Here is a 20,776-nt window from a genome sequence, read left to right on the forward strand (position 1 = left end):
TTATTGAACTTTTATATAATCAACATGGCATCACCATAAGAGTAGAACTTATACTGCTCTAAAATAGCCTCTTTGTATGCCTTTTTCATTAAATCATGACCCATAAACGCCGAAACCATCATCAACAAGGTAGATTTTGGCAAATGGAAATTGGTAATCATACAATTGGCGATGCTAAAATCGTATGGAGGGAATATGAACTTGTTGGTCCACCCGTCAAACGTATTCAACGTCTGCTCTGAAGAAACTGCACTTTCAAGGCCTCTCATTACAGTTGTACCCACGGCACATACTTTTTTCTTGCCCGACTTGGCCTTGTTCACGGTTTCGATGGCCTTCTCATCGATGACCAATTCTTCACTATCCATTTTATGTTTTGAAAGGTCTTCAACCTCAACAGGGTTAAAAGTACCCAACCCAACATGAAGTGTAACCTCGGCAAAATCGATTCCTTTGATCTCTAGACGCTTCAACAAATGCTTTGAAAAGTGAAGGCCAGCAGTCGGGGCCGCAACAGCCCCCTCGTATTTTGCATAAATGGTCTGGTAACGCTCTTCATCCTCAGGCTCAACATCTCTTTTGATGTATTTAGGAAGCGGGGTTTGACCCAAATCGCGCAATTTTCTTCTGAAATCTAGATAAGAACCATCGTAAAGAAAACGAAGGGTTCTACCTCTAGAAGTGGTATTGTCGATTACCTCGGCCACCAAGGTCTCGTCGTCACCGAAATAAAGTTTGTTTCCGATTCTTATTTTACGCGCAGGATCGACCAATACGTCCCACAAGCGTTGCTCTTCGTTCAATTCCCTTAATAGAAACACCTCAATACGTGCCCCTGTTTTTTCTTTGTTACCGTAAAGTCTCGCAGGAAAAACCTTGGTATTGTTCAATACCATAACATCTCCCTCATCAAAATAATTGATCAGGTCTTTGAACATTTTATGCTCAATCTTACCTGTCTCACGATGAATGACCATTAGCTTTGACTCGTCCCTATTTTCAGCAGGGTATTCGGCCAACAGATTATTAGGAAGCTCAAAATTGAAGTTTGATAATTTCATATCTGATAGTAAGTGTTTTGAACCGAAAAAATAAGTAACAAAGAAACATCCGTCGATGGCGGGTTTCCTTGGTATTTTAACAACTCAGTATTTTTCGTTAAAAGTTTTGCGGCTGCAAATATACGACCCGAGAATGGGCGTTGTCAAGTAAATGGCCAATTATATTGAGGTTTATTTGACATTTGGGCCTCTTTCGAAGTGCCTTATCGCCTCTCTGTAATTTTGGGCCCCTTTCATACTTATGTCAAAAATAAAGCCATCCAATTCTGGATGGTGCACTTTCGTCCAATTGACCAAAGTATCCACTTTAGTCCGCCAAAGTACCCAATCGGCCGTTTCGCTACCCAAATCTTTGATGCTGGTAATTCTCCCCTCGTCAAAAGAAATAAGAAACTTAGTCTCCAAAGGATTGTTCTCTAGATATCGATACCTATCGGATTCGGACTTGATTTTCACTTCTATCTGGTTACCTTTTTCTATCAAATCGATTATTTTAAAAGATGTATCAAAAACGGAATCCCATTTAAAAAATTCATAGAAATCACTATGACCGTACGGCATGACATAATCGCCCGAGCTTAAGGTAATACTATCACCTAGCACCGACTTGATCTCATTAAAATTTCCGGTATCAAACCCGTTGTAATACTTGGTAACAGCTTCTGAACGCGAGAGCCTTTCATTTGAACATGCCGAGACGATTACCAAAGTGAATATAAAAACAACCCAATTTTTCATTGCAATGTCAAATTTCGTTGGCCTTCTATTTTTTGAACATAAAATAGACCGCTAGAATTAAAAATAGAAAAGATATCAAATGATTGAGGCGAAATGTTTCCGTTTTAAAAACAATCAAAGTGAAAATAGCAAAAACAATCAATGTTACCACTTCTTGAATTACTTTCAGCTGAATGAGCGTAAAGGGCCCGCCATTACCTTTAAAACCTAATTTATTGGCAGGTACTTGAAAGGCATACTCGAACAGGGCGATGCCCCAACTGATCAAAACAATGGAAATCAACCCCAGTTTATTGAACCATTTCAGTTCTGAGAATTTCAAATGACCATACCAGGCCAAGGTCATAAAAGCATTGCTAATGATTAAAAGTGCAATGGTTAAGAGTGATTTCATTTAGTTCAAATTTTCAGCTTAGACACAATGGTTTTGGTTGACTTAAAAGTCGCGACAAATGTTCACTGAACTTTCGCCGGGGCACCAATGTAGCTACTAAAAGTGAATATTTGAACAATTAATATTGTCAGCTATCAACTATTTTAAATGCTAGGGAGTCCATTAATTTTCAAAAATCTAACTACCTAATCAAACCGCATTTTACCATCAAAACCACCTTCTTAAGTTGATGATTAGCCTACTTGAGTTCTGAAAGAATCAATTTCTTTTGTTTTAAGGTATTCTTCATAGCCTTTTCCCTGACTTTTGGGTCATCGCTATGTATCAACTCAAAATATTCTGTGGGCACTACTTGCCATGAAAGGCCATATTTGTCCTTTAACCATCCGCAAGAGCCTTCTTCGCCTCCATTGGCGGTAAGGGCATCCCAATAATAATCTGTTTCTGCCTGGTCTTTGGTATTGATGACAAAGGAAACCGCTTCATTGAATTTAAACAGTGGACCAGCGGCCAGAATACTGAACTCCATGCCCGCTATTTCAATTACCGCTGTTTCAATACCTGCCTCATTACCACTATCTTCACTATCGAACTTGCGGAAGTCTTTCAATTTACCATCTTTAAAAATGGATAAATAATAATCCGCCACGGCCTTGGCATCTTTCTCGACCCATAGGTAGGGTGTAATTTTTTGGTTTATATGGGTCATTTTATTTGAATTTTGATTGTTTGAACAAGAAGTCACAACGTAGAGAAAAGCAATTGCTATGTAGACACATACGGCATTTAGATTCTTTTTCATCTGAGTTTATCCGAAAGTTACAACAACGCTTCAAGTTGGTTCAAGCATACAGTGATACCCTCTTTGAAGCCCATTTCAATCATCTTTTCTAGATGGGCCGCGTTCTCATATCGAATATCAATATTTACGGTTGTAACCGAGACCTTCTCGCTGAAATGATGCTTCCACATTGAGCTAGGTATTCCCGAGGCAACGACTCCGTTTTCATCGCAGAATGTTTTGGAGGCTGTAAAACTTTCGGAGGCATCTATTTTTTCGTAATCTTCCCTAGCCCAATGTCTTTCGTCTTTCGGACTCACCATGGCATACAATCGAAAACCACCTTCTTTGAAATCCATGGTCTTGGTTTCAGAACGATAGGGTTTCGGTGCCCACCATTGGTCAAGAATCTCTTTTTTGGTAAAAGCATCCCAAACCAACGATTTATCTGCTGCAAATTCTCTTGTAATAGATACCGTATTCGAATTTTTGTCAACGGTAAGGTCAAAAAATAGTGGGTTCATTGTTTGTTCTTTTTTAAGGTTGATAGTAAGGTGTCAAGTTGATCAAAACGGGTCTCCCAAATCTTTCTAAACTGTTCCAACCATACATCAATTTCTTTCATTTTCTCGATTTTAAGCTGGTAGTAGATTTCACGACCCTGCTGGTTGGCCTCGACCAAATCGCATTCGTTTAAAATTTGAATATGTTTTGAAATGGTCGGTCTTGCGGCATCAAAATTTTCGGCAATGGCACCAGCTGTCATTGCCTGAGAGGTGAGCAAAACAAGTATGGCTCGTCTGGTAGGGTCTGATATGGCTTGAAATATATCTCTTCTTAATTTCATTGTGAAGTTATTTGACTACAAATATAAACGAAGTCACATAACTACATAACATTTTTCTATTATTTATTTAAGAAGGATGGGATTTTATCTTGAAAATTGATAGGAGTGTTCTTTTTAAGAAATCTTGCTTTCCCCAGACATTTCTTCCCAATTTTCAAAAATTTTAAGTGATGTAAGCGTAGTTAGTATATGCCATGCGAAGAACTAAAAAAACCAAAACATATCTTTCATCACCTTAAGCATTTCAACAACAGAATGTTATTGAAAAATAATCACGTTCACCCATCAGAATAGTGATGGAGTGACCAATCGAATTGAAGAAAAAATTGGTTAATCTACCTGTGATACTTCAAATTGAAGCTGTCGTAGGTCGTTCCAAAAATCGGGGTACGATTTAGAAACTACACCTGCATCATTAACGACCAAATCAGTTTTTAGAGCCAACGGCGCAAACGCCATGGCCATACGATGATCGTTATAGGTATCTATGGCCACATCTGATTTGATGCTCTCCGAAGTTTTAAGAGTCAAATCTTTATCAGTCACCGAAATAGGTGCTCCTAATTTTGACAGTTCAGTGTTCAAAGCCTCTAACCTATCGGTCTCCTTAATTTTAAGGGTATGCAACCCAGTTAGATGGCAACCGATACCCAGACCGAAGCAGGTGACCGAAATGGTCTGCGCGATATCGGGCGCGTCGGCCAAGTCTACCATTAAGTTATCAGTCTTTGATTCGCCTGTTTTCTTAATCTCAATCGAGTTATTACTAAAAGTAGTTTCTACACCCAATTGACGGTAAATAGTGGCCAATACACTATCGCCCTGTAAGCTATCTTCTTTATAGGCTGACAATGTAATGCTCGAACCAACGTCTGATAAGGCGACTATACTGTAAAAGTAAGATGCCGAACTCCAATCTGACTCGACAACCAAAGAGATATTGGCTACGTCGGTCTTTGGCCAAACCTTTATAGTGTTTCCTTCAAACTCATTTTGAATCCCGATTTGAGAGAGAAGGGCCAATGTCATTTTTATGTAGGGTACCGAAGTGATTTTACCCACCAAATCAAGTTCCAGTCCATTTTCTAAACTCGGAGCGGTCAACAATAAAGATGAGATATACTGACTACTAATGTTCGCCGGAAGACTCACCTTATTTTTAGTGATTTTTTTCCCTTTTATGTGAAGCGGTGGGTAGCCTTCGTTCTGACCATATTCGATGTCAGCGCCCAAACTACGCAAAGCCTCAACCAAGACCTTTACAGGCCTTTCCGTCATACGTTGCGATCCCGTTAAAGTAATCTCTTTACCCTCTTGACATGCAAAAAAACTGGTCAAAAAGCGCATGGCCGTACCTGCATGGTGAATATCCACCACTCCCTTATCTATCTTCAGCCCCTTTTGCATAACTTGGGCATCATCAGAATTAGAAAGGTTTTCAATACCGATACTGGGAAACAAAGCTTGCAACAACAAAGAGCGGTTCGTTTCGCTCTTTGAGCCGGTAATCTGAATATTCGATTTTAATAAGGTTTTTGAAGGCGCTGATAACTTTAATTTCAAGAGTGCTCGGTCTTTAAGATTAGAAACTGTAGCAACTTACCCATCACCGTTCTTGAACTAAATAGAGCAGTTTACCACTTGCGAAAAAATAGCTTAAAAAAGCAGCTGCAAATATACTACTATTTAAGTTTTTCGTTGTTGTGATGACGGTCATGATCACGACGCGTCTTTAGCTCTAATTTACGGTCGAAAGCCTCTTGAAGATCAACTCCGGTTTGGTTGGCTAGGCACAGCGTTACAAAGAGCACATCGGCCAACTCTTCACCCAAATCCTTCTTTTTATCAGACTCTTTTTCGCTCTGCTCGCCATAGCGCCTTGCTATAATTCGTGCCACTTCGCCCACCTCTTCAGTAAGCTGGGCCATATTTGTCAATTCGTTGAAATAACGAACACCGTGGTTATTGATCCAATTATCTACTTCCTGTTGCGCTTTCTTTATACTCATCGGCTTTTTTGGCCAGAACCACCTGCTCCGAACCTTTAATAATTATCTGATTATAGTACTCCTTTAATTCTAAATAATTTAGTGCAGATACTACCGCATTATTAAGCTCAAAGGTAACCGATAATTGTAAGCCAAGGTTATTTTTTTGAATGACATACTTATATCTGCCCAAATCATTTGGCAAGTTCATCAATATATTCTCGGGTAAAGTTTCTACCGCATAGCCATCAGGAATCTTTATATTGACCAGATACCTGTTTCTAAATGGAAAACCATAATCGATAGGATACTCCCGTTTTTCCAATTTAAACGGATTTTCTTGAATTCGTAAAAACGAGAGCGGATTCAAATAGATTTTACCATCGATAACATCGGCCCCCTCTTCTATCTCGTAAAAGAAATTTTCAGATACATTACCCTCATGTGTGTCGGTATTCTTAGCATCATAATCAGAGATTTCAATATTAAAGTACTTCTGTTCTAGCTCATTAAGAAATTCATCTATATCTCGGTTCTTAAAATTATTTCTAAAATTGAAAGCGGTATGGTTGCTCAATCTTGATTTGTATTTACCTTCTGCAGATCCATCATCGTTGACCGTCAAATCGAGGGAGTAAACATTGTCTGCCTTTTTTGGAGAAATACTTGAAATATGCTTCCAAACTTTATTTGGGTTATCGACTATCAAACCTCCCCAATTATAGTCCCTTATAGGTAAAAGGTTGATATCACTAAATTCCTCAGTGGCATCCATATAATAATCCTTACCGTTAATGGAGGCATGAGCAATCACATAATTGAGCCTGTCAAGAGTCGGGTATAGGGGAATTGCATTCTCTTTGGTACTTAATATGACCGGATTTGCCTTTAACCCTGCATATCGTAACATGGCCACCAATAGCAAATTAATATCTGCTGCATTGCCCTTTTTATCTTTCAAGGTCTTTTTCAAACCGTTCTGAAAAGACTTACCGTCAATACCGTTCCATTCTGTTTCATCCTTCACGTACTTAAATAACAACTTGGCAATTTCAAGGTCATCGGTCTTACCTTCTAAAATATCGTCTAGCTCGCTTTTAAAAGAACGTGTTTTATCAAGCTCATTTTTATAATCGCTGCTACTACCTATTGACTTTGCAACATCTGCCCAATTTTGGGCATAGCTCTTAAAGGGTATTCCTGGAATATCTATTGAAATTAGCTCAAACAAGGCCCCCGACCTATAATTATTTATATTGTCAACGAACTTTTCAGCCTTCATGGCGGGAATATCCTTCAAATCGTAACTGGTTATAATGACATCCATGCCTAACCGATGATCTCGCTTCGTAGTTTCAGAAGAGTTCAACATAAAAAAGCCTTTTTGGGTCTGCCGAAAATTAAACCCTTTAGGCGTTCGCAATTCTGCCACCAAGCGCTTGATAGGTATATCTCGCTGAAAACGAAACTCATCGATATTCCATATGAAAGGGGAACGAATGCTATAACTGAACTCAATTACCGAACCTTCTTTGACATTCGGCAAAGTAAAAGTGACCTGGTCGTAGTTATAGCTCAATTCATTATCAAAAATCTGGCCTTTTCCCAATTCAGATTTTATAATTTTGCCGTCTACCAAGTTGTAGGTAAAGGCTTTTATCTTTCGAACTTCTTCTTTCTCTGAACGTCCATTATAAAGATTGATTTGCTCCGTAGCATGATCAAACCCATCTTTGGAATATATTTTAATCCGCTCATGTACATTGGTATTCAGAGTGGCCACCCCACTGCTTGATTGCAAAAAGGTCTCTTGGGACCGATAGAGAACCGCGGCCTCTGCGTCTGGATCTAAGGCGTATTGCTTTTCTTCAAGTTCTTCTTTGGTTATATCACCAAACTTTACTTCTTGTGCATTCACAGAGCCAATACCAAAGAGTAAGGCCACTATAATTCTCTTCGCATGTATAATCATAGTATGGGTTTTAAGACAACCTTTGAATTGTCATATTTTGAAACGGATTTAAGAAAATCACGGAATGCCCCATACTCCGTGTTAGCATATTCGCCTGACTTTAACAATAGCTTTCTTTTTAATACTACCTGGCCTTCTACATCTTCAACTTTAAGTTCATAACTGCCGTATTTAGTAGAAATTTGAATTGGCTGCGGAATCGACTCTACACCATATCCTTCAGGAAGACCCACAGTAAATTCATCTTCATCAAAAAAGCCCCTTTGAATCTCAAAAGGAAGTTTTCGATTTCTATAGCGATTCGGCACAAATTTGTACTTATTAAAAGCGTTTACGGCAAAAAGAAGGCGGTCACCACTTTTAGCCGCGTAGTTCGAAGCATTTACAGAGACCTCTTCGGTAAATTTCACTTCATTCTTATTATTATCGAAACGATATGAACTTACCCGCAGGTTATTAATATAGTCCCAGTAATTCTTGTAATGTTTTTCAATATCATCCTCAGTATCATCGACCAAACCGAACCGATCATCATATTGAATACCACTGGTTAGAATGGAAACTTCACCATCAATACTACCATCAGAATTTAAATTGTAAGAACCAAGGGTCAATTGATGGTTTTGCTCATCGATATACGAGGTAGTTTTAACAATCTCGCCACCATCAGGTTTGATTACAAATGCTTTTCTGTTATCTGTAAAATCACCTATGAAACCAAAAGGAAGCGTCTGCGAGGTACAATCGATCCAATAATAATTCTGATTATGAGGTATTGCCAATATGGCGTGGTTGCCCTGTGCCAAATCAGGAAAATCTTCATCAAAATCTATCTGTTCGTTTCCTGCTTCTACATGAGCGTAGTACGCCTCTACCCCAACCTCTCTTAAAAGTGCCATGGTATAGTTGGAGAGACCTTTACAGTCACCATATTTCACCCTATCCACATCCATAGCACTAATCGGTTGCATACCTCCAATACCTACTTGAACACTTATATATCTTGTATTCTTTTGAACATATTCATAAACGATTTTGGCCTTCTCCAAATCATCTTCTACTCCTTCGACCAAAGCATTGATTTTGTTTTTTGTAGATAAGGGCAACGCATTACGGCCATTTAATAGATTTTGAGACATCCAAACTCCAAGATCCGCCCATGACCCGATGGATGCATCATAACCTTCATAATGAAAATTAACAGGTCTTATTTTAATCTTTGGGGACAAAAGGGCAAAAGAAGGGCAATAACTTTCCCTTTTAATGGAAGGAACATTTTTAGCTGAATAGGTGATACTACCCACTGTCTCCTCTTTTTGAAAATCGACATCCTCTAAATTAAATTCCTTTATAACTGGTCTTAGCTCGTCATTTGCATAGTTGATTTTCAAAAGACTATTTTCAGTACTGACCATAAAGCCATCTAAGAAAGCCCAAGAGGATGGAATATCTCCTGTATTCTTGGTGTTCAACTCATAGGAAAATTCCAAGGTATAAGGATAACCAGTTGGGGTATATGGATAATATTTGATCCTAGAATCTGTATAAAGTGTATTACCATCTACGGCACTTACATCTTTAAAGTCTTTTTCTTTGATTCTTTCAATCTGTTCACCTTGCGAATCATAAATAAAGGCTTCTATGTTTTTAATCTTTCTACCATTATCATAGTATGTGTAGGCCAAGGCAAATTCATTGCCTGATTCATTCAAGACGGTAACTATCTTCTTGGCCTTTAGAGTAAGATCAGTTCTGGAGTTGATATCAACTATCATCTCATCGTAGCGTACAATGGCATTTGCATCATTGGTAAGATTATCACTTAATCCCTCTAGGGTATAAGGTGATTCTTGTGTATACGAGTAGCTTGAAAAGAATAATGAAATGGTTAGAAATAAGTAACGCATGGTTTACGGCGGTTGAAAATCTACTGCCACAAATCACCACTTTTTCTTACAGACATCAAGAATTATTCGACAAGTCGGTACTATTCTTTGTTCTTTGTATCAAACGTTATAGTAACCGGTCCGTCATTTAAGAGTTCGACCTTCATATCAGCGCCAAAAACCCCTGTACCGACCTTTTTACCAAGGTCTTCCTCCAACCGTTTTACAAAATCTTCGTAAAGTGGAACAGCGACATCAGGCTTTGCAGCCTTTATATACGAAGGGCGGTTTCCTTTTTTGGTAGCCGCGTGAAGGGTAAACTGACTAACGATAATGGCATCGCCATCAATATCAATTAATGATCGGTTCATTACACCCTGGTCATCATTAAAAATACGCAGGTTGGCCATTTTTCTTGATAGCCATTCTATATCGTCAGGGGTATCGGCATCTTCAATACCTAGTAAAACTAGAAGTCCCTTTTGTATTTTAGAAACCACTTGCCCTTCTACCGTGACACTGGCCCAGGCCACCCGTTGTATTACTGCACGCATAAACTAATGCTTCATCATCGACAACAAAATTTAATTCTTGTTGTCGTAGTTATCGATTCTATAGGTCTCTTCTTCGCCTGTCACCATCTGCACATAACTTCGGTAACGACTCCAAGATACTTCCTCATTTTCCAAGGCCTCTTTCACGGCACACTTAGGTTCGTCTAAATGCAGGCAATTGTTGAATTTGCAATTTCCTTTGAGTGCAAAAAACTCGGGAAAGTAGTCGCCGATTTCATCCTTTTCCATATCAACGATTCCGAAACCTTTAATACCGGGGGTATCAATAATCCTTCCACCAAAATTTAAGTCGTACATTTCTGCAAAAGTGGTGGTATGCTGGCCCTGAAGGTGCTGTTCCGATATTTCAGCCGTTTTTAATTCGAGCTTCGGTTCTATAGCATTGATCAAAGTTGATTTTCCCGCTCCGGAGTGCCCTGAGAACATGCTGGTAGCGCCCATCATATACTCTTTTACTTTATCTACATTTTTCCCGGTTTTTGCCGAAATACCGATACATGTATACCCAACCCCACGATACAATTCAGCCAAATACTTTACTTCCGCGAGCTCTTCTATCGAATAAGTATCAATCTTATTGAACAATAATATGACGGGAACCTCATAGGCCTCTGCAGTCGCCAAAAACCTATCGATAAATATGGTGTATGTAGTCGGATTATTAAGGGTGACCAACAAAAATACCTGATCCAGGTTGGCAGCAATTATATGCGTCAGTTTTGAAAGATTGACCGATTTTCTAATAATGTAATTGCTACGATCCTTTATTTCATGGATCACCCCTACCACATCATCGCCCAACTGCTCAATTTCAAAAGCGACCTCATCGCCTACGGCTATGGGGTTGGTACTCTTTATACCCTTAATACGAAATTTGCCCTTGATGCGACATTCGAAAAACTCACCGTTTTCATTTTTTACGGTGTACCAACTACCAGTAGATTTATAGACGGTTCCAATCATTCACGCTAAATATCGTACAAAGAAAAGCAATACTTTTATAACATCTATTGAAATATGTATGCTGCTTTTTTAGGCTACATGCAACCAAACCCACTTTTAGCAGTCTTTATAAAAACATTAATTCAACTAAAATGAAAAAACTAGTATTTACCCTATGGCTCGGGCTGACCGGCCTATCGACTCTACATGCTCAAGAATACAAAGTAATTACCAGTGTAGAATCTATTGTGCCCAGTGGTATCGGGCGTTCGCGAATTATAGACGGACAAGAGGATAAAGATTTTGAGGAATACACCTCTGAACAAACTGAAGAGGACAATGGCAGAAACAAATCAAAAAGAGGTGATATTCGCGTAAAAAACTTTGAGGAAACAAAACTTCTTAATTTTTACAATATTGCGGGAATCAGGTTTCAGAATATTGCCGCCAACGATGCGGTCATCTCTTCAAAATTATCGGCTATGGCCGCAGATGGCTGGCAATTGATGTTTGTTACTAGTGGCGTAGAAGCAGATGCCGGTGAGAAAGACGGTCAAGGTATTTTTATTACCCGTTATATTTTCAAAAGAGATTAGAGAAAACTTTCAAAAAATAAAAAAGCCCCAAGTGATTGGGGCTTTTCATTTAATTATTGGAAACGACTATCCGTTGATAATCTTTTCTTGGTGATTGATCGATTCTTGGTGAATGGCCTTGAACATTTTCAAAACAAACTCTTCACTCAAGCCGTGAGACTCACCTTCTAAAATCATGGCGCCCAAAATTTGGTTCCATCTATTCGATTGAAGTACGGCAACGTTCTTTTGCTTTTTCAATGCACCGATACCATCGGAAACCTTCATTCTCTTGCCCATGGTCTCGATTAGTTGACCATCAAGAATATCTATTTGCGCACGAAGATTACTCAATTGTGCATTGTATTCCGCTTCGCTATCGCTCTCTTTTCTAATTCTCAGATCTTTCATAATCTGAACCAACCTGTCCGGTGTGACTTGCTGTGCGGCATCACTCCACGCATTATCTGGGTCGTGGTGGGTTTCAATCATCAAACCGTCAAAGTTCAGATCCAAAGCAGTTTGCGAAACATCAAAAATCATATCACGCTTACCGGTAATGTGTGAGGGATCATTGATCAACGGCAAATCAGGAAATTTGTCTTGAAATTCAATGGCCATTTGCCACTCAGGTATATTTCTGTACTTGGTTTTTTCGTAGGTAGAGAAACCTCTATGTATCGCTCCTAATTTTTTGATACCGGCCGTATATAGTCTTTCAATACCTCCTAACCACAAGGCCAAATCTGGGTTGACCGGGTTTTTGACTAAAACGACCTTGTCAGTACCTTCCAAGGCATCGGCCAATTCTTGCATAATGAACGGGCTTACCGTAGAACGTGCTCCTACCCAAAGTAAGTCGATATCATGCTCCAATGCCAATTCTACATGCGCACGGTTGGCCACCTCAGTAGCGGTCTTCATACCGGTTTCTTCTTTCACCCTCTGCAACCATTTCAAGCCAAGAGCCCCTACACCTTCGAAATTTCCAGGGCGCGTACGTGGCTTCCAGATACCGGCACGGTAATAATTAACGTCGGTATCTTTTAAGCTATGGGCTATTTTCAACACCTGCTCCTCGGTCTCGGCACTACAAGGACCGGCGATGACCAATGGATGATCTAACCCTAAATCATCCAACCATTTTCTCATTTCTTTCTTGTTTTCCATTGTTTAGATTTTTCTGCGATCAAAGACAGAAAGGTTTCCAAAAAACACTTTTGCTTCTTTTCTTCCTCGTTTGACTTACTTTTTTGTTACTGTTTTACTATTGTTAAGGGGTATTCCGTTTAAAATTTCCTTTATTTTATTGGTATCGTTCATTTCTTTATAGATACCCTTATAATCGTCATTCTTTAAAAGCTGCATGAACTCTTGCAGATTTTGAATGTACTCTTCTAAGGTTTCTACCACATTCTCTTTGTTGTGCTTGAAAATGGGTGTCCACATTGCCGGTGAACTTTTGGCCAAACGCACGGTACTTTCAAAACCACTACCCGCCATGTCAAAAATATCACGTTCATTTTTCTCTTTCTCTATAACCGTCTTTCCCAACATAAACGAACTGATGTGTGACAAATGCGACACGTAAGCTATGTGTTTATCATGTGCTTGCGGATTCATATAACGAATACGCATACCCATTTCTTGAAAAAGTTCAAGCGCTCGTTCTTGCAGTTTAAAAGCGGTTTTCTCTACTTCACAAATAATATTGGTTTTGCCTGCGTACAAATTTTCGATAGCTGCCGACGGACCTGAAAATTCGGTACCCGCAATGGGGTGTGCAGCTAAAAAATTTCTTCGCTTAGGATGGTCTTCAACCATTTGACAAATCAAGCTTTTTGTAGAGCCTCCATCAAAAACCACACAATCATCGTTTACCGCATCCAATATTTTCGGCAACTCTTCGACCATCACATCTACTGGAATGGAAACAACAACCATATCGGCCAAATGCAGGTCATTGTAATCAGACTTGATATCGACCAACCCCAACTTTAATGCTTCGTCAAGATGCGTTTCGTTCGAATCAATACCATAGAAAATCGTATCAGGGCGTAAACGCCTAATGTCTTTTGCAAAAGAACCGCCTATTAAACCAATACCGATTACGAAAACATTCATACTTCTTTTCTTTAAAACCTATCTATGGCTTCTTGTATTTTTTCTTCGGTCACACAAAGGGAAAAACGAATATAGCCCTCTCCATTGCTTCCGAAAATCGTTCCTGGTGTGATAAAAATATCTTTCTCGTACAGCACTTCGTCAATAAAACTCTCTGCCGATTTTATATTCGCCGGAAGTTTGGCCCAGACGAACATACCTACCGCTTTGGGGTCGTACGTACAACTCAATTTATCCGCCAGTTGAAAAATCAAATCCCTTCTTTTGGTATACACCTCTTTCAAACTGTCGAACCACTCTTGCCCACTTTGCAAGGCCGCTATGGCACCTTTCTGAATGCCGTAGAACATACCGGAGTCCATATTACTTTTAACCTTTAACACAGCGTTGATATGGTCTTCGTTGCCCAATACCATACCCACGCGCCAACCGGCCATGTTGAACGTTTTACTCAACGAATTAAGCTCAAGGGCCACGTCTTTAGCTCCCTCAACCTCCATAATACTTACCGGGTGGTCGTTAAGTACAAAACTATAAGGGTTGTCATTAACAATCAAAATATCGTTTCTCTTGGCAAAATCAACCAGTTCTTTGTATTGAGTCTTCGTTGCCGTTGCTCCCGTGGGCATATGTGGATACCCCACCCACATGACCTTTACATTTGAAAGATCCATTCGCTCGAGTTCCCTAATATCGGGGAACCAGCCACCTTCTTCGTTCAGGCCATAATATTTAATTTCGGCACCTACCAGTTTGGTAACTGAGGTATAGGTCGGGTAACCGGGGTTAGGCACTAACACGGCGTCTCCTTCGTTCAAGAAAGCCATGCTTATGTGTATGATGCCTTCCTTAGAACCCATTAATGGCAAAATTTCATTGGTCGGGTTCAATGCTACCTGAAAACGCTCTTTATAGAATTGTGCCATCGCCTCACGCAATTCAGGAAGACCTTGATAGCTTTGGTATTGGTGTGCCCCATCATCCCAAACGGCATTCTGTACCGCTTCGATAATTTCTTTGGATGGAGCCAAATCAGGGCTACCGATACCCATATTAATGATTGGCTTACCCTGGGCCATTAGGCCTCGCACCTCTCTTAACTTCTTAGAGAAGTAGTATTCTTCTACGGTATGTAAACGGTTTGCCGTACGTATCATACTCTTGTATTTTTATATTCGCCTAAAACCTTAAAGTCTTCGGCCATGATGTCCAACAGTGATTTAGCCTTCTCAAAATGGGCATAATCTTCAAAAGTCACATCAACAAAGAAGGAATACTTCCATGGTTTATCAATAATGGGCAGCGATTGAATCTTGGTCAGGTTCAAACGGCAATCGCTCATAACATTCAGTACGGTAGCGAGACTGCCACGCTTATGGTCGGTTACAAACCTCACTGATGACTTATTGATTTCTTCCTTCGGAAGCACCTTATTTTTTGTCTTTACAATAATAAAACGGGTCGCATTATTTTTGATGGTCTGAATGCTGGGTGCTACGATGTTCAACTCGTACAGTTCAGAAGCCACTTGCGGCGCAATAGCGGCTACATGCTTTAATTTTTGCTCTTGAATTCGTTTTGCGGTCTCGGCGGTATCGACATCTTCTACCAGTTTTATTTTCGGATAATCCCTAAAGAACTCCTTGCACTGCAACAAGGCCATCGGGTGCGAACGAACCTCTTCGATATCATCGATTTTTTGACCGTTCAACACCATCAAATTATGATTGATGTTCAGGTAGTGTTCACCAATAATATGCAAGTTGTTGTGATATACCAAGGCGTAGTTGGGTATGATTGAACCCGCTATTGAATTTTCTATGGCCATAACGCCAACGTCGGCTGTTTTATCTAACAACTGATCGACCAAAAAATCAAAAGACATGCATTCTACCAAATCAATCTGTTCATCGAAATATTCTTTGGCCACCTGATGATGGTTAGAACCTTTAATACCCTGTATGGCAACCTTTAAACCCATTAGTTTTAAAAAAATGCATGCGCGTTAAACAAAAAAAGTCCCGCTTTTCACGGGACTTTCACATAATATCTTGATTACAATATTCTATAACAGTCCCGCACCTCTTTTAAAAAAGAAGTAAAAATAAAAACCGTTAAAAAAATATTGCTTTGACATTGTACACTTAAACTTCGGCTAAAGTAACAATTATATTTAAAAATCAAATCGTACTTCAATATTTTTTTGAAACATTCCACATTTAGGTTGGATTAATGCAAGGTTTATTGGCTATTTTTGGATTTTTCAGAAAAGTGACCCATTACCATTAACCTTATGGGAATAACCTTTTACCAGCTCTAAAATCGATTGATTACATGTCAATAACTGTCAAGAACATAAGCAAAACATTTGGTAAGCAAAAGGCCTTGAACAATGTCTCTTTTCAACTCGAAAAAGGCGAAATTGTAGGTTTTCTAGGGCCGAACGGAGCTGGAAAATCAACTATGATGAAAGTCTTGACTACCTATCATAAGGCAGATGAAGGAGAAGCTCTTGTAAATTCTTATGATGTAAACTCGCAACCAAAAGACGTTCAAAAAAGTATTGGGTATTTACCGGAACACAACCCTTTATACCTAGAAATGTATGTGAAGGAATATTTGTCTTTCAATGCTGATGTTTATAAATGTGCCAAGGGTAGAATAGAAGAGGTAATCATTAAAACAGGCTTATCGCCCGAAGCCCATAAAAAAATCGGACAGCTATCTAAAGGTTATCGTCAACGTGTGGGTCTTGCTGCAGCCCTTCTTCATGATCCAGAGGTTCTGATACTTGATGAACCGACAACAGGTCTTGACCCCAATCAATTAGTAGAAATAAGAAAGCTTATTAGGGAAATTGGGAAAGAAAAAACCATTTTGTTATCTACCCATATCATGAAAGAAGTAGAAGCAGTATGCGACCGCGTACTTATTATTAATAAGGGTCAATTGGTCGCCGACAAAAAACTATCTGAACTAAGGGAAGCAGAGGAGCAAATAATTGAAGTCGAGTTCGATTACAGAGTTGAAGAGGCGTTTCTTCAAGCGCTACCCAATGTTTCGAAGGTTAAAAATACCGGTGGTTTCGTCTACGAAATCACTTTTACTACTTCAAAAGACATGAGACCCGCCGTTTTCGACTTTGCCCATGATAACCAATTAAAGACCCTCCAGTTAAGTAGAAAAAATAAGAACCTGGAGAGTCTTTTTACAGAGTTGACATCCTAAACACTAAAACTTTAAAGCAAGCCCAACTCCGTTTTCGTTACTGGTCGGCACCACCTTTAAAGAGGTCGTTTTTCCCAAGCTATCATTATAGTTCAAAATGGCCTTCTTCTTATTCTTCATTGCAGAGTGATAAAAAAATGAACCTACCAATCCTGTAGCGGCAAAAGCAACTACAGGTCCGGTCACGGGTTTGTTGTCTACCTCGTTTACAATAAACCAGATACCAGAACCAAAGTTAAGAGTACCCGCAATGACACCACCTAACAGATTCTTTTTTGATTTCTGCCAGTCCATTTGAGCGACTTGACTTTCAGACATGATTTTATCAATCTCCTTCCAAGTCAATTTATCTTTATCTTGATAAAACTCATGGCCCCACATACCTGGAAAAGAAGTAATCTCTTGGGCCAGCACGCTATTTGAATAAGCCATTAAGGCAATTACCGTTGTAACTATTGTACGTTTCATATGCTTTTTTGTTTAAAGTTAAAAACAAATAGATAAACAAAATAGCGTAGATTTCTTTTAGATCAGCATTTGAATTAAAAGAACACGTTTTCTTTTCTAGAAAAATTCGTCTACGCCAAAAGTAGTGCTTCGATGGCGTCGTCTAACGTATTTTGAATTTTGGGGTCGGTACAATTCGTAAGAATAGCAAACACCATTTGCTCTTTCGGGTAAACAAAAAAATTAGAATAACCCCCTACTCCATTGCCTACATGGCCATAATAATTTCTACCTCCAGAATCTCTACTCACTTGCCAACCCAAACCGTAAAAGGTAGAAGTTTTGTTAATGCTACCCGGGGTCAAGAATTGTTTTAAGATGTCATAGCCTAGCACTTGACCATCTAAGTAAGCCTGGCCAAATTTGGCCAAATCCGATGTAGTGGAAAGATAGCCACCGCCCGCAAGCTTATAGAAATTATTGACCTCTATTGCTTCCCTAAAACCGGTAAGACATTTAGAATAGAATTTTGAAAGTTGTAGGTTTTCATCCTCCTGAAAAGGAGCTGAACCTGCATTGTGAAGGTTTGGCGCAAAAGTCTTGTTCAACCCTAAAGGTTGCAACACTTTTTCAGAGACATAATCTTCAAAAGGTATTCCGCTCACTTCCTGCATGGCCAAAGAAATCAGCACCCAACCAAAACTATTGTAGAGGTAATCGGTACCTGGTTCAAAGAGAAGGTCATCGTCTTTAAAAACTTCGATTCCTTCTCGTATACCATACTTTTTGTTCAGACCATACTCAATACCCCGGTAGCCCCTAATTCCGGCAGTGTGACCTGCCAATTGCCTTATGGTAAAATCCCATTCCTTTTTAGGAAAGTAGGGTACATAAGCATAGAAAGAGGCATCTAAATCTATCAATCTCTCTCTCACCATATGCGCCAAAGCAGTAGCTGCCACGGGTTTTGAAACACTGGCAATTCTGAAAACGGTGTTTTCTGCGCTTACCTTATTTCGGGTATTCAAGTCAATAAACCCATAGCCCTTTTGAAAGAAGGTCTCTCCGTTTTTTAGAACGGTAATGGCCAAGCCAGGTACTTTATGGTCGTTTACCAATTGACTGAGCAAAGCATCAGCTTTCGCAAGACCTATCAAATCTTGTTCTTTGCCCAACACCTTCTTTTTGGCGAAAAATTGTTCGATGATATTTTTGATGGGGTTCATCACCAAGAATACAAATTGAATTAGAGACTTACCCTAAGATAAGAGAATCAGCGGAAAATCAGTTTCCCTTTATAATCTTCCTGGACGTCTATTTCAGCAGGCCTATTGAAACTAATTACGTTACCCACGCTTCGAATACTGCCCCTGATACTTTCCTGTGGATTTACAAGCATATCATTCGAGCCTCGGTGATTAATGATCACCTCATCAGCCAAGAGATTCTCAGCTTCAATTCTTGAATCTCCCGCCGCTATGTTAAGGCTAAGGTTTTCGGCAGTACCCGAGAGCTTAAAATAGGCTATCCCGTTGACTACCACATTCAAATCTTGCACTGCTAGTTGCAGGTCAAACTCTCCGTCGGTAGTCTCAGACTCTGGGTTGATAAAACTTTCGCTGATCAATGAAAGACCGGCATAGCTCAAAACCCCATCACTGGTAACGGGCCAACCGGTGCTACTGCGAATTTCTGTGATATTAGGTGATGTAACATAGATTTTGGTAAGACCGTATTCCCGAAAATAATTACAGTCATTGGTATCTCGAAGCAATAAACGGCCGTCTTGTACAGTTGCGGAAACCTCATCTAATAAATACTCTCCCGTTTCTATTTCTACCTTTTGCTCTTCGCCATACCTTAATACTAGTGAAACATTTTCAAAAACTGTAATTTTAATGAAATCATCAACTACGATTTCAGTTTGAATGATTTCGCCTGAATTTTGCAAACAATCAGGTGCCGATTCATTATTACAGCCAAGATTGAAACATAAAACAACCAAGAAAAATAGCGTCGTTACCCAATTCGCAACTTGATTTTTCCTCTTGGTGTTTTTATACGGTTTATGTAGCCTTTCTGTATTCAAAATCTCCCGTTTATAAGCGTACCCCGATACCAAATTCTACCGCTTCGGCAGCTGCACCGTGCGATTTGAGGCTTACCACCCCAAAGACTTTGTCTCCAAAATATCTTTTGATGCTCACTCGATTGTATAATTTACCTTCAAAATCATAAGGATAATAGACATAATAGCCCAATTGGGTTCCTATGGATAGTTTATTAATAAAGAGTTCGTGTCCTAAAAAGACACCCACCCTCTTGTGGTCGGTGTCGGCATCGATATCATTTTCTGGAAATGAAATGGATTGAAACTCGATCAGCTCCTTTAAAAAGTTGCTAAAAAACACGTCAGTACCCAATTGAATAGCGCTTCTACGCCCCAACCGCTTATCGGCATACCCCGATAAGATAAAGAAACCGTATTGCCCATGGCCAATATTATCACTTTCATTGACCCCACCACGAAGTACCAAATTATAACGAACAGGTTCGGTAATATTCTCTTTTTCCCTCTTTATATAATCCATCTCCTCGCCGTCGAAACTATATACCAGCCCTGCATTAAAAGCAATTGTGTTCGTAGAGGTATTGGGCGCTTTAACGTTGGCATTTGAGTAATGGACTATTGACAAGCCTAATTTCAGACCTAGATTCTTATAAAGATGTTCTTTATGGTAATTGAACATCATAAAGGTAGAGCTCAAAAATCGAGAGCCATACGCATTGTTTCTAAAATTGGTCTCACGGTCGTAAGGGTTGGTAGCATAGGCCAAGCCTTGACCAATTCTAAACTGTAAATTTCTTTTAAAGAAATAAAAATTGAAATGTGCATACAGACCGTACGCATCACCCAGAGTTTCATTATGTGAATCTTGATAGATTAAAGAGGCACCTAAATCGGGGTAGTTGTAGTACTGCTGCCACTCTTCCAAACCAAAAGTTTTTCGGTTGTAACCCAATATTACACCCGATGGATGTTCGGTAATCAGATGCGAAATATCAGGGTTGTGCAGCAAAATAGAACCATAAAAAGCATTCGCATCAAACGTATAACTATGAGAAGGCTTTCCCTCTTGGGAACGACCAAAAACAGCGATAAAAAAAAGAATTGCAAATACCCTCAGGTTCATGGCAGGCAAAGGTAAACAGCTCGA

At 39.5% G+C, this 20,776-nt stretch carries 22 protein-coding genes; 2 read left to right on the plus strand and 20 right to left on the minus strand.

Annotated features, from left to right (window positions below):
• Positions 1 to 11 precede the first annotated feature (11 nt).
• The 12 genes from queA to rsgA form a co-directional block, all read right to left on the minus strand.
• On the minus strand, positions 12 to 1,061 hold the full coding sequence (gene queA / locus IL356_RS19010) for a tRNA preQ1(34) S-adenosylmethionine ribosyltransferase-isomerase QueA (protein ID WP_121847917.1): 1,050 nt from the start codon (positions 1,059 to 1,061) through the stop codon (positions 12 to 14).
• 171 nt (positions 1,062 to 1,232) lie between these two features.
• Positions 1,233 to 1,799, minus strand: coding sequence for a hypothetical protein (locus IL356_RS19015; RefSeq protein WP_121847916.1), 567 nt, complete (start codon positions 1,797 to 1,799; stop codon positions 1,233 to 1,235).
• Between the two features lie 25 nt (positions 1,800 to 1,824).
• Positions 1,825 to 2,193 (minus strand): DMT family protein, encoded by a 369-nt coding sequence (locus tag IL356_RS19020; RefSeq protein WP_121847915.1) that lies wholly within the window; start codon positions 2,191 to 2,193, stop codon positions 1,825 to 1,827.
• Between the two features lie 238 nt (positions 2,194 to 2,431).
• Positions 2,432 to 2,902, minus strand: a complete 471-nt coding sequence (locus tag IL356_RS19025) for a VOC family protein (RefSeq protein WP_192466577.1) — start codon at positions 2,900 to 2,902, stop codon at positions 2,432 to 2,434.
• 110 nt (positions 2,903 to 3,012) lie between these two features.
• On the minus strand, positions 3,013 to 3,498 hold the full coding sequence (locus IL356_RS19030; protein ID WP_121847913.1) for an SRPBCC family protein: 486 nt from the start codon (positions 3,496 to 3,498) through the stop codon (positions 3,013 to 3,015).
• On the minus strand, positions 3,495 to 3,821 hold the full coding sequence (locus IL356_RS19035; protein ID WP_121847912.1) for a metalloregulator ArsR/SmtB family transcription factor: 327 nt from the start codon (positions 3,819 to 3,821) through the stop codon (positions 3,495 to 3,497). The genes IL356_RS19030 and IL356_RS19035 overlap by 4 nt, the downstream gene beginning before the upstream one ends.
• 330 nt (positions 3,822 to 4,151) lie before the next feature.
• Positions 4,152 to 5,384: a 3-phosphoshikimate 1-carboxyvinyltransferase gene (locus IL356_RS19040; protein WP_121847911.1), complete on the minus strand. Its 1,233-nt coding sequence runs from the start codon at positions 5,382 to 5,384 to the stop codon at positions 4,152 to 4,154.
• A gap of 119 nt (positions 5,385 to 5,503) precedes the next feature.
• Positions 5,504 to 5,830, minus strand: a complete 327-nt coding sequence (locus tag IL356_RS19045; protein WP_121847910.1) for a nucleotide pyrophosphohydrolase — start codon at positions 5,828 to 5,830, stop codon at positions 5,504 to 5,506.
• The gene (locus tag IL356_RS19050; RefSeq protein WP_121847909.1) at positions 5,796 to 7,781 is read right to left on the minus strand and encodes a DUF3857 domain-containing protein; all 1,986 of its coding nucleotides are present in this window, start codon (positions 7,779 to 7,781) and stop codon (positions 5,796 to 5,798) included. The genes IL356_RS19045 and IL356_RS19050 overlap by 35 nt, the downstream gene beginning before the upstream one ends.
• Positions 7,778 to 9,688 (minus strand): DUF3857 domain-containing protein, encoded by a 1,911-nt coding sequence (locus IL356_RS19055; protein ID WP_121847908.1) that lies wholly within the window; start codon positions 9,686 to 9,688, stop codon positions 7,778 to 7,780. Before IL356_RS19055 ends, IL356_RS19050 begins: the two co-directional genes overlap by 4 nt.
• 80 nt (positions 9,689 to 9,768) lie before the next feature.
• Positions 9,769 to 10,221, minus strand: coding sequence for a D-aminoacyl-tRNA deacylase (gene dtd / locus IL356_RS19060; protein ID WP_121847907.1), 453 nt, complete (start codon positions 10,219 to 10,221; stop codon positions 9,769 to 9,771).
• 30 nt (positions 10,222 to 10,251) lie between these two features.
• Entirely contained in the window at positions 10,252 to 11,205 is a 954-nt protein-coding gene (rsgA, locus tag IL356_RS19065) for a ribosome small subunit-dependent GTPase A (protein WP_121847906.1), read from the minus strand.
• A 131-nt stretch (positions 11,206 to 11,336) separates the two neighbouring features.
• Here rsgA and IL356_RS19070 point away from each other — a divergent pair, with 131 nt between their 5' ends.
• Positions 11,337 to 11,780 carry a hypothetical protein gene (locus IL356_RS19070; RefSeq protein WP_121847905.1) on the plus strand — a complete coding sequence of 148 codons (444 nt, stop codon included), beginning with the start codon at positions 11,337 to 11,339 and terminating at the stop codon, positions 11,778 to 11,780.
• Between the two features lie 66 nt (positions 11,781 to 11,846).
• Here the strand turns inward: IL356_RS19070 and IL356_RS19075 are convergent, their stop codons facing one another.
• The 4 genes from IL356_RS19075 to IL356_RS19090 form a co-directional block, all read right to left on the minus strand.
• On the minus strand, positions 11,847 to 12,929 hold the full coding sequence (locus IL356_RS19075) for a bifunctional 3-deoxy-7-phosphoheptulonate synthase/chorismate mutase type II (RefSeq protein ID WP_121847904.1): 1,083 nt from the start codon (positions 12,927 to 12,929) through the stop codon (positions 11,847 to 11,849).
• A gap of 75 nt (positions 12,930 to 13,004) precedes the next feature.
• Positions 13,005 to 13,883 (minus strand): prephenate dehydrogenase, encoded by an 879-nt coding sequence (locus tag IL356_RS19080; RefSeq protein ID WP_121847903.1) that lies wholly within the window; start codon positions 13,881 to 13,883, stop codon positions 13,005 to 13,007.
• Positions 13,884 to 13,894: 11 nt separating this feature from the next.
• Positions 13,895 to 15,040 carry a pyridoxal phosphate-dependent aminotransferase gene (locus tag IL356_RS19085; RefSeq protein ID WP_121847902.1) on the minus strand — a complete coding sequence of 382 codons (1,146 nt, stop codon included), beginning with the start codon at positions 15,038 to 15,040 and terminating at the stop codon, positions 13,895 to 13,897.
• The gene (locus tag IL356_RS19090; RefSeq protein ID WP_121847901.1) at positions 15,037 to 15,864 is read right to left on the minus strand and encodes a prephenate dehydratase; all 828 of its coding nucleotides are present in this window, start codon (positions 15,862 to 15,864) and stop codon (positions 15,037 to 15,039) included. The genes IL356_RS19085 and IL356_RS19090 overlap by 4 nt, the downstream gene beginning before the upstream one ends.
• Before the next feature lie 353 nt (positions 15,865 to 16,217).
• Here IL356_RS19090 and gldA point away from each other — a divergent pair, with 353 nt between their 5' ends.
• On the plus strand, positions 16,218 to 17,111 hold the full coding sequence (gene gldA, locus IL356_RS19095) for a gliding motility-associated ABC transporter ATP-binding subunit GldA (RefSeq protein WP_121847900.1): 894 nt from the start codon (positions 16,218 to 16,220) through the stop codon (positions 17,109 to 17,111).
• 3 nt (positions 17,112 to 17,114) lie between these two features.
• On the opposite strand, the gene IL356_RS19100 is transcribed toward gldA, so the two are convergent.
• The 4 genes from IL356_RS19100 to IL356_RS19115 form a co-directional block, all read right to left on the minus strand.
• A complete protein-coding gene (locus IL356_RS19100; protein ID WP_121847899.1) occupies positions 17,115 to 17,579 on the minus strand; it encodes a hypothetical protein in 465 nt (154 codons plus the stop codon).
• A 110-nt stretch (positions 17,580 to 17,689) separates the two neighbouring features.
• A complete protein-coding gene (locus IL356_RS19105; RefSeq protein ID WP_121847898.1) occupies positions 17,690 to 18,784 on the minus strand; it encodes a serine hydrolase domain-containing protein in 1,095 nt (364 codons plus the stop codon).
• Between the two features lie 47 nt (positions 18,785 to 18,831).
• A complete protein-coding gene (locus IL356_RS19110; protein WP_317125493.1) occupies positions 18,832 to 19,509 on the minus strand; it encodes a head GIN domain-containing protein in 678 nt (225 codons plus the stop codon).
• 148 nt (positions 19,510 to 19,657) lie between these two features.
• Positions 19,658 to 20,752, minus strand: coding sequence for an acyloxyacyl hydrolase (locus IL356_RS19115; protein ID WP_121847897.1), 1,095 nt, complete (start codon positions 20,750 to 20,752; stop codon positions 19,658 to 19,660).
• Positions 20,753 to 20,776: the final 24 nt, after the last annotated feature.

Source organism: Euzebyella marina (assembly GCF_014855515.1).
GTDB lineage: Bacteria > Bacteroidota > Bacteroidia > Flavobacteriales > Flavobacteriaceae > Euzebyella > Euzebyella marina.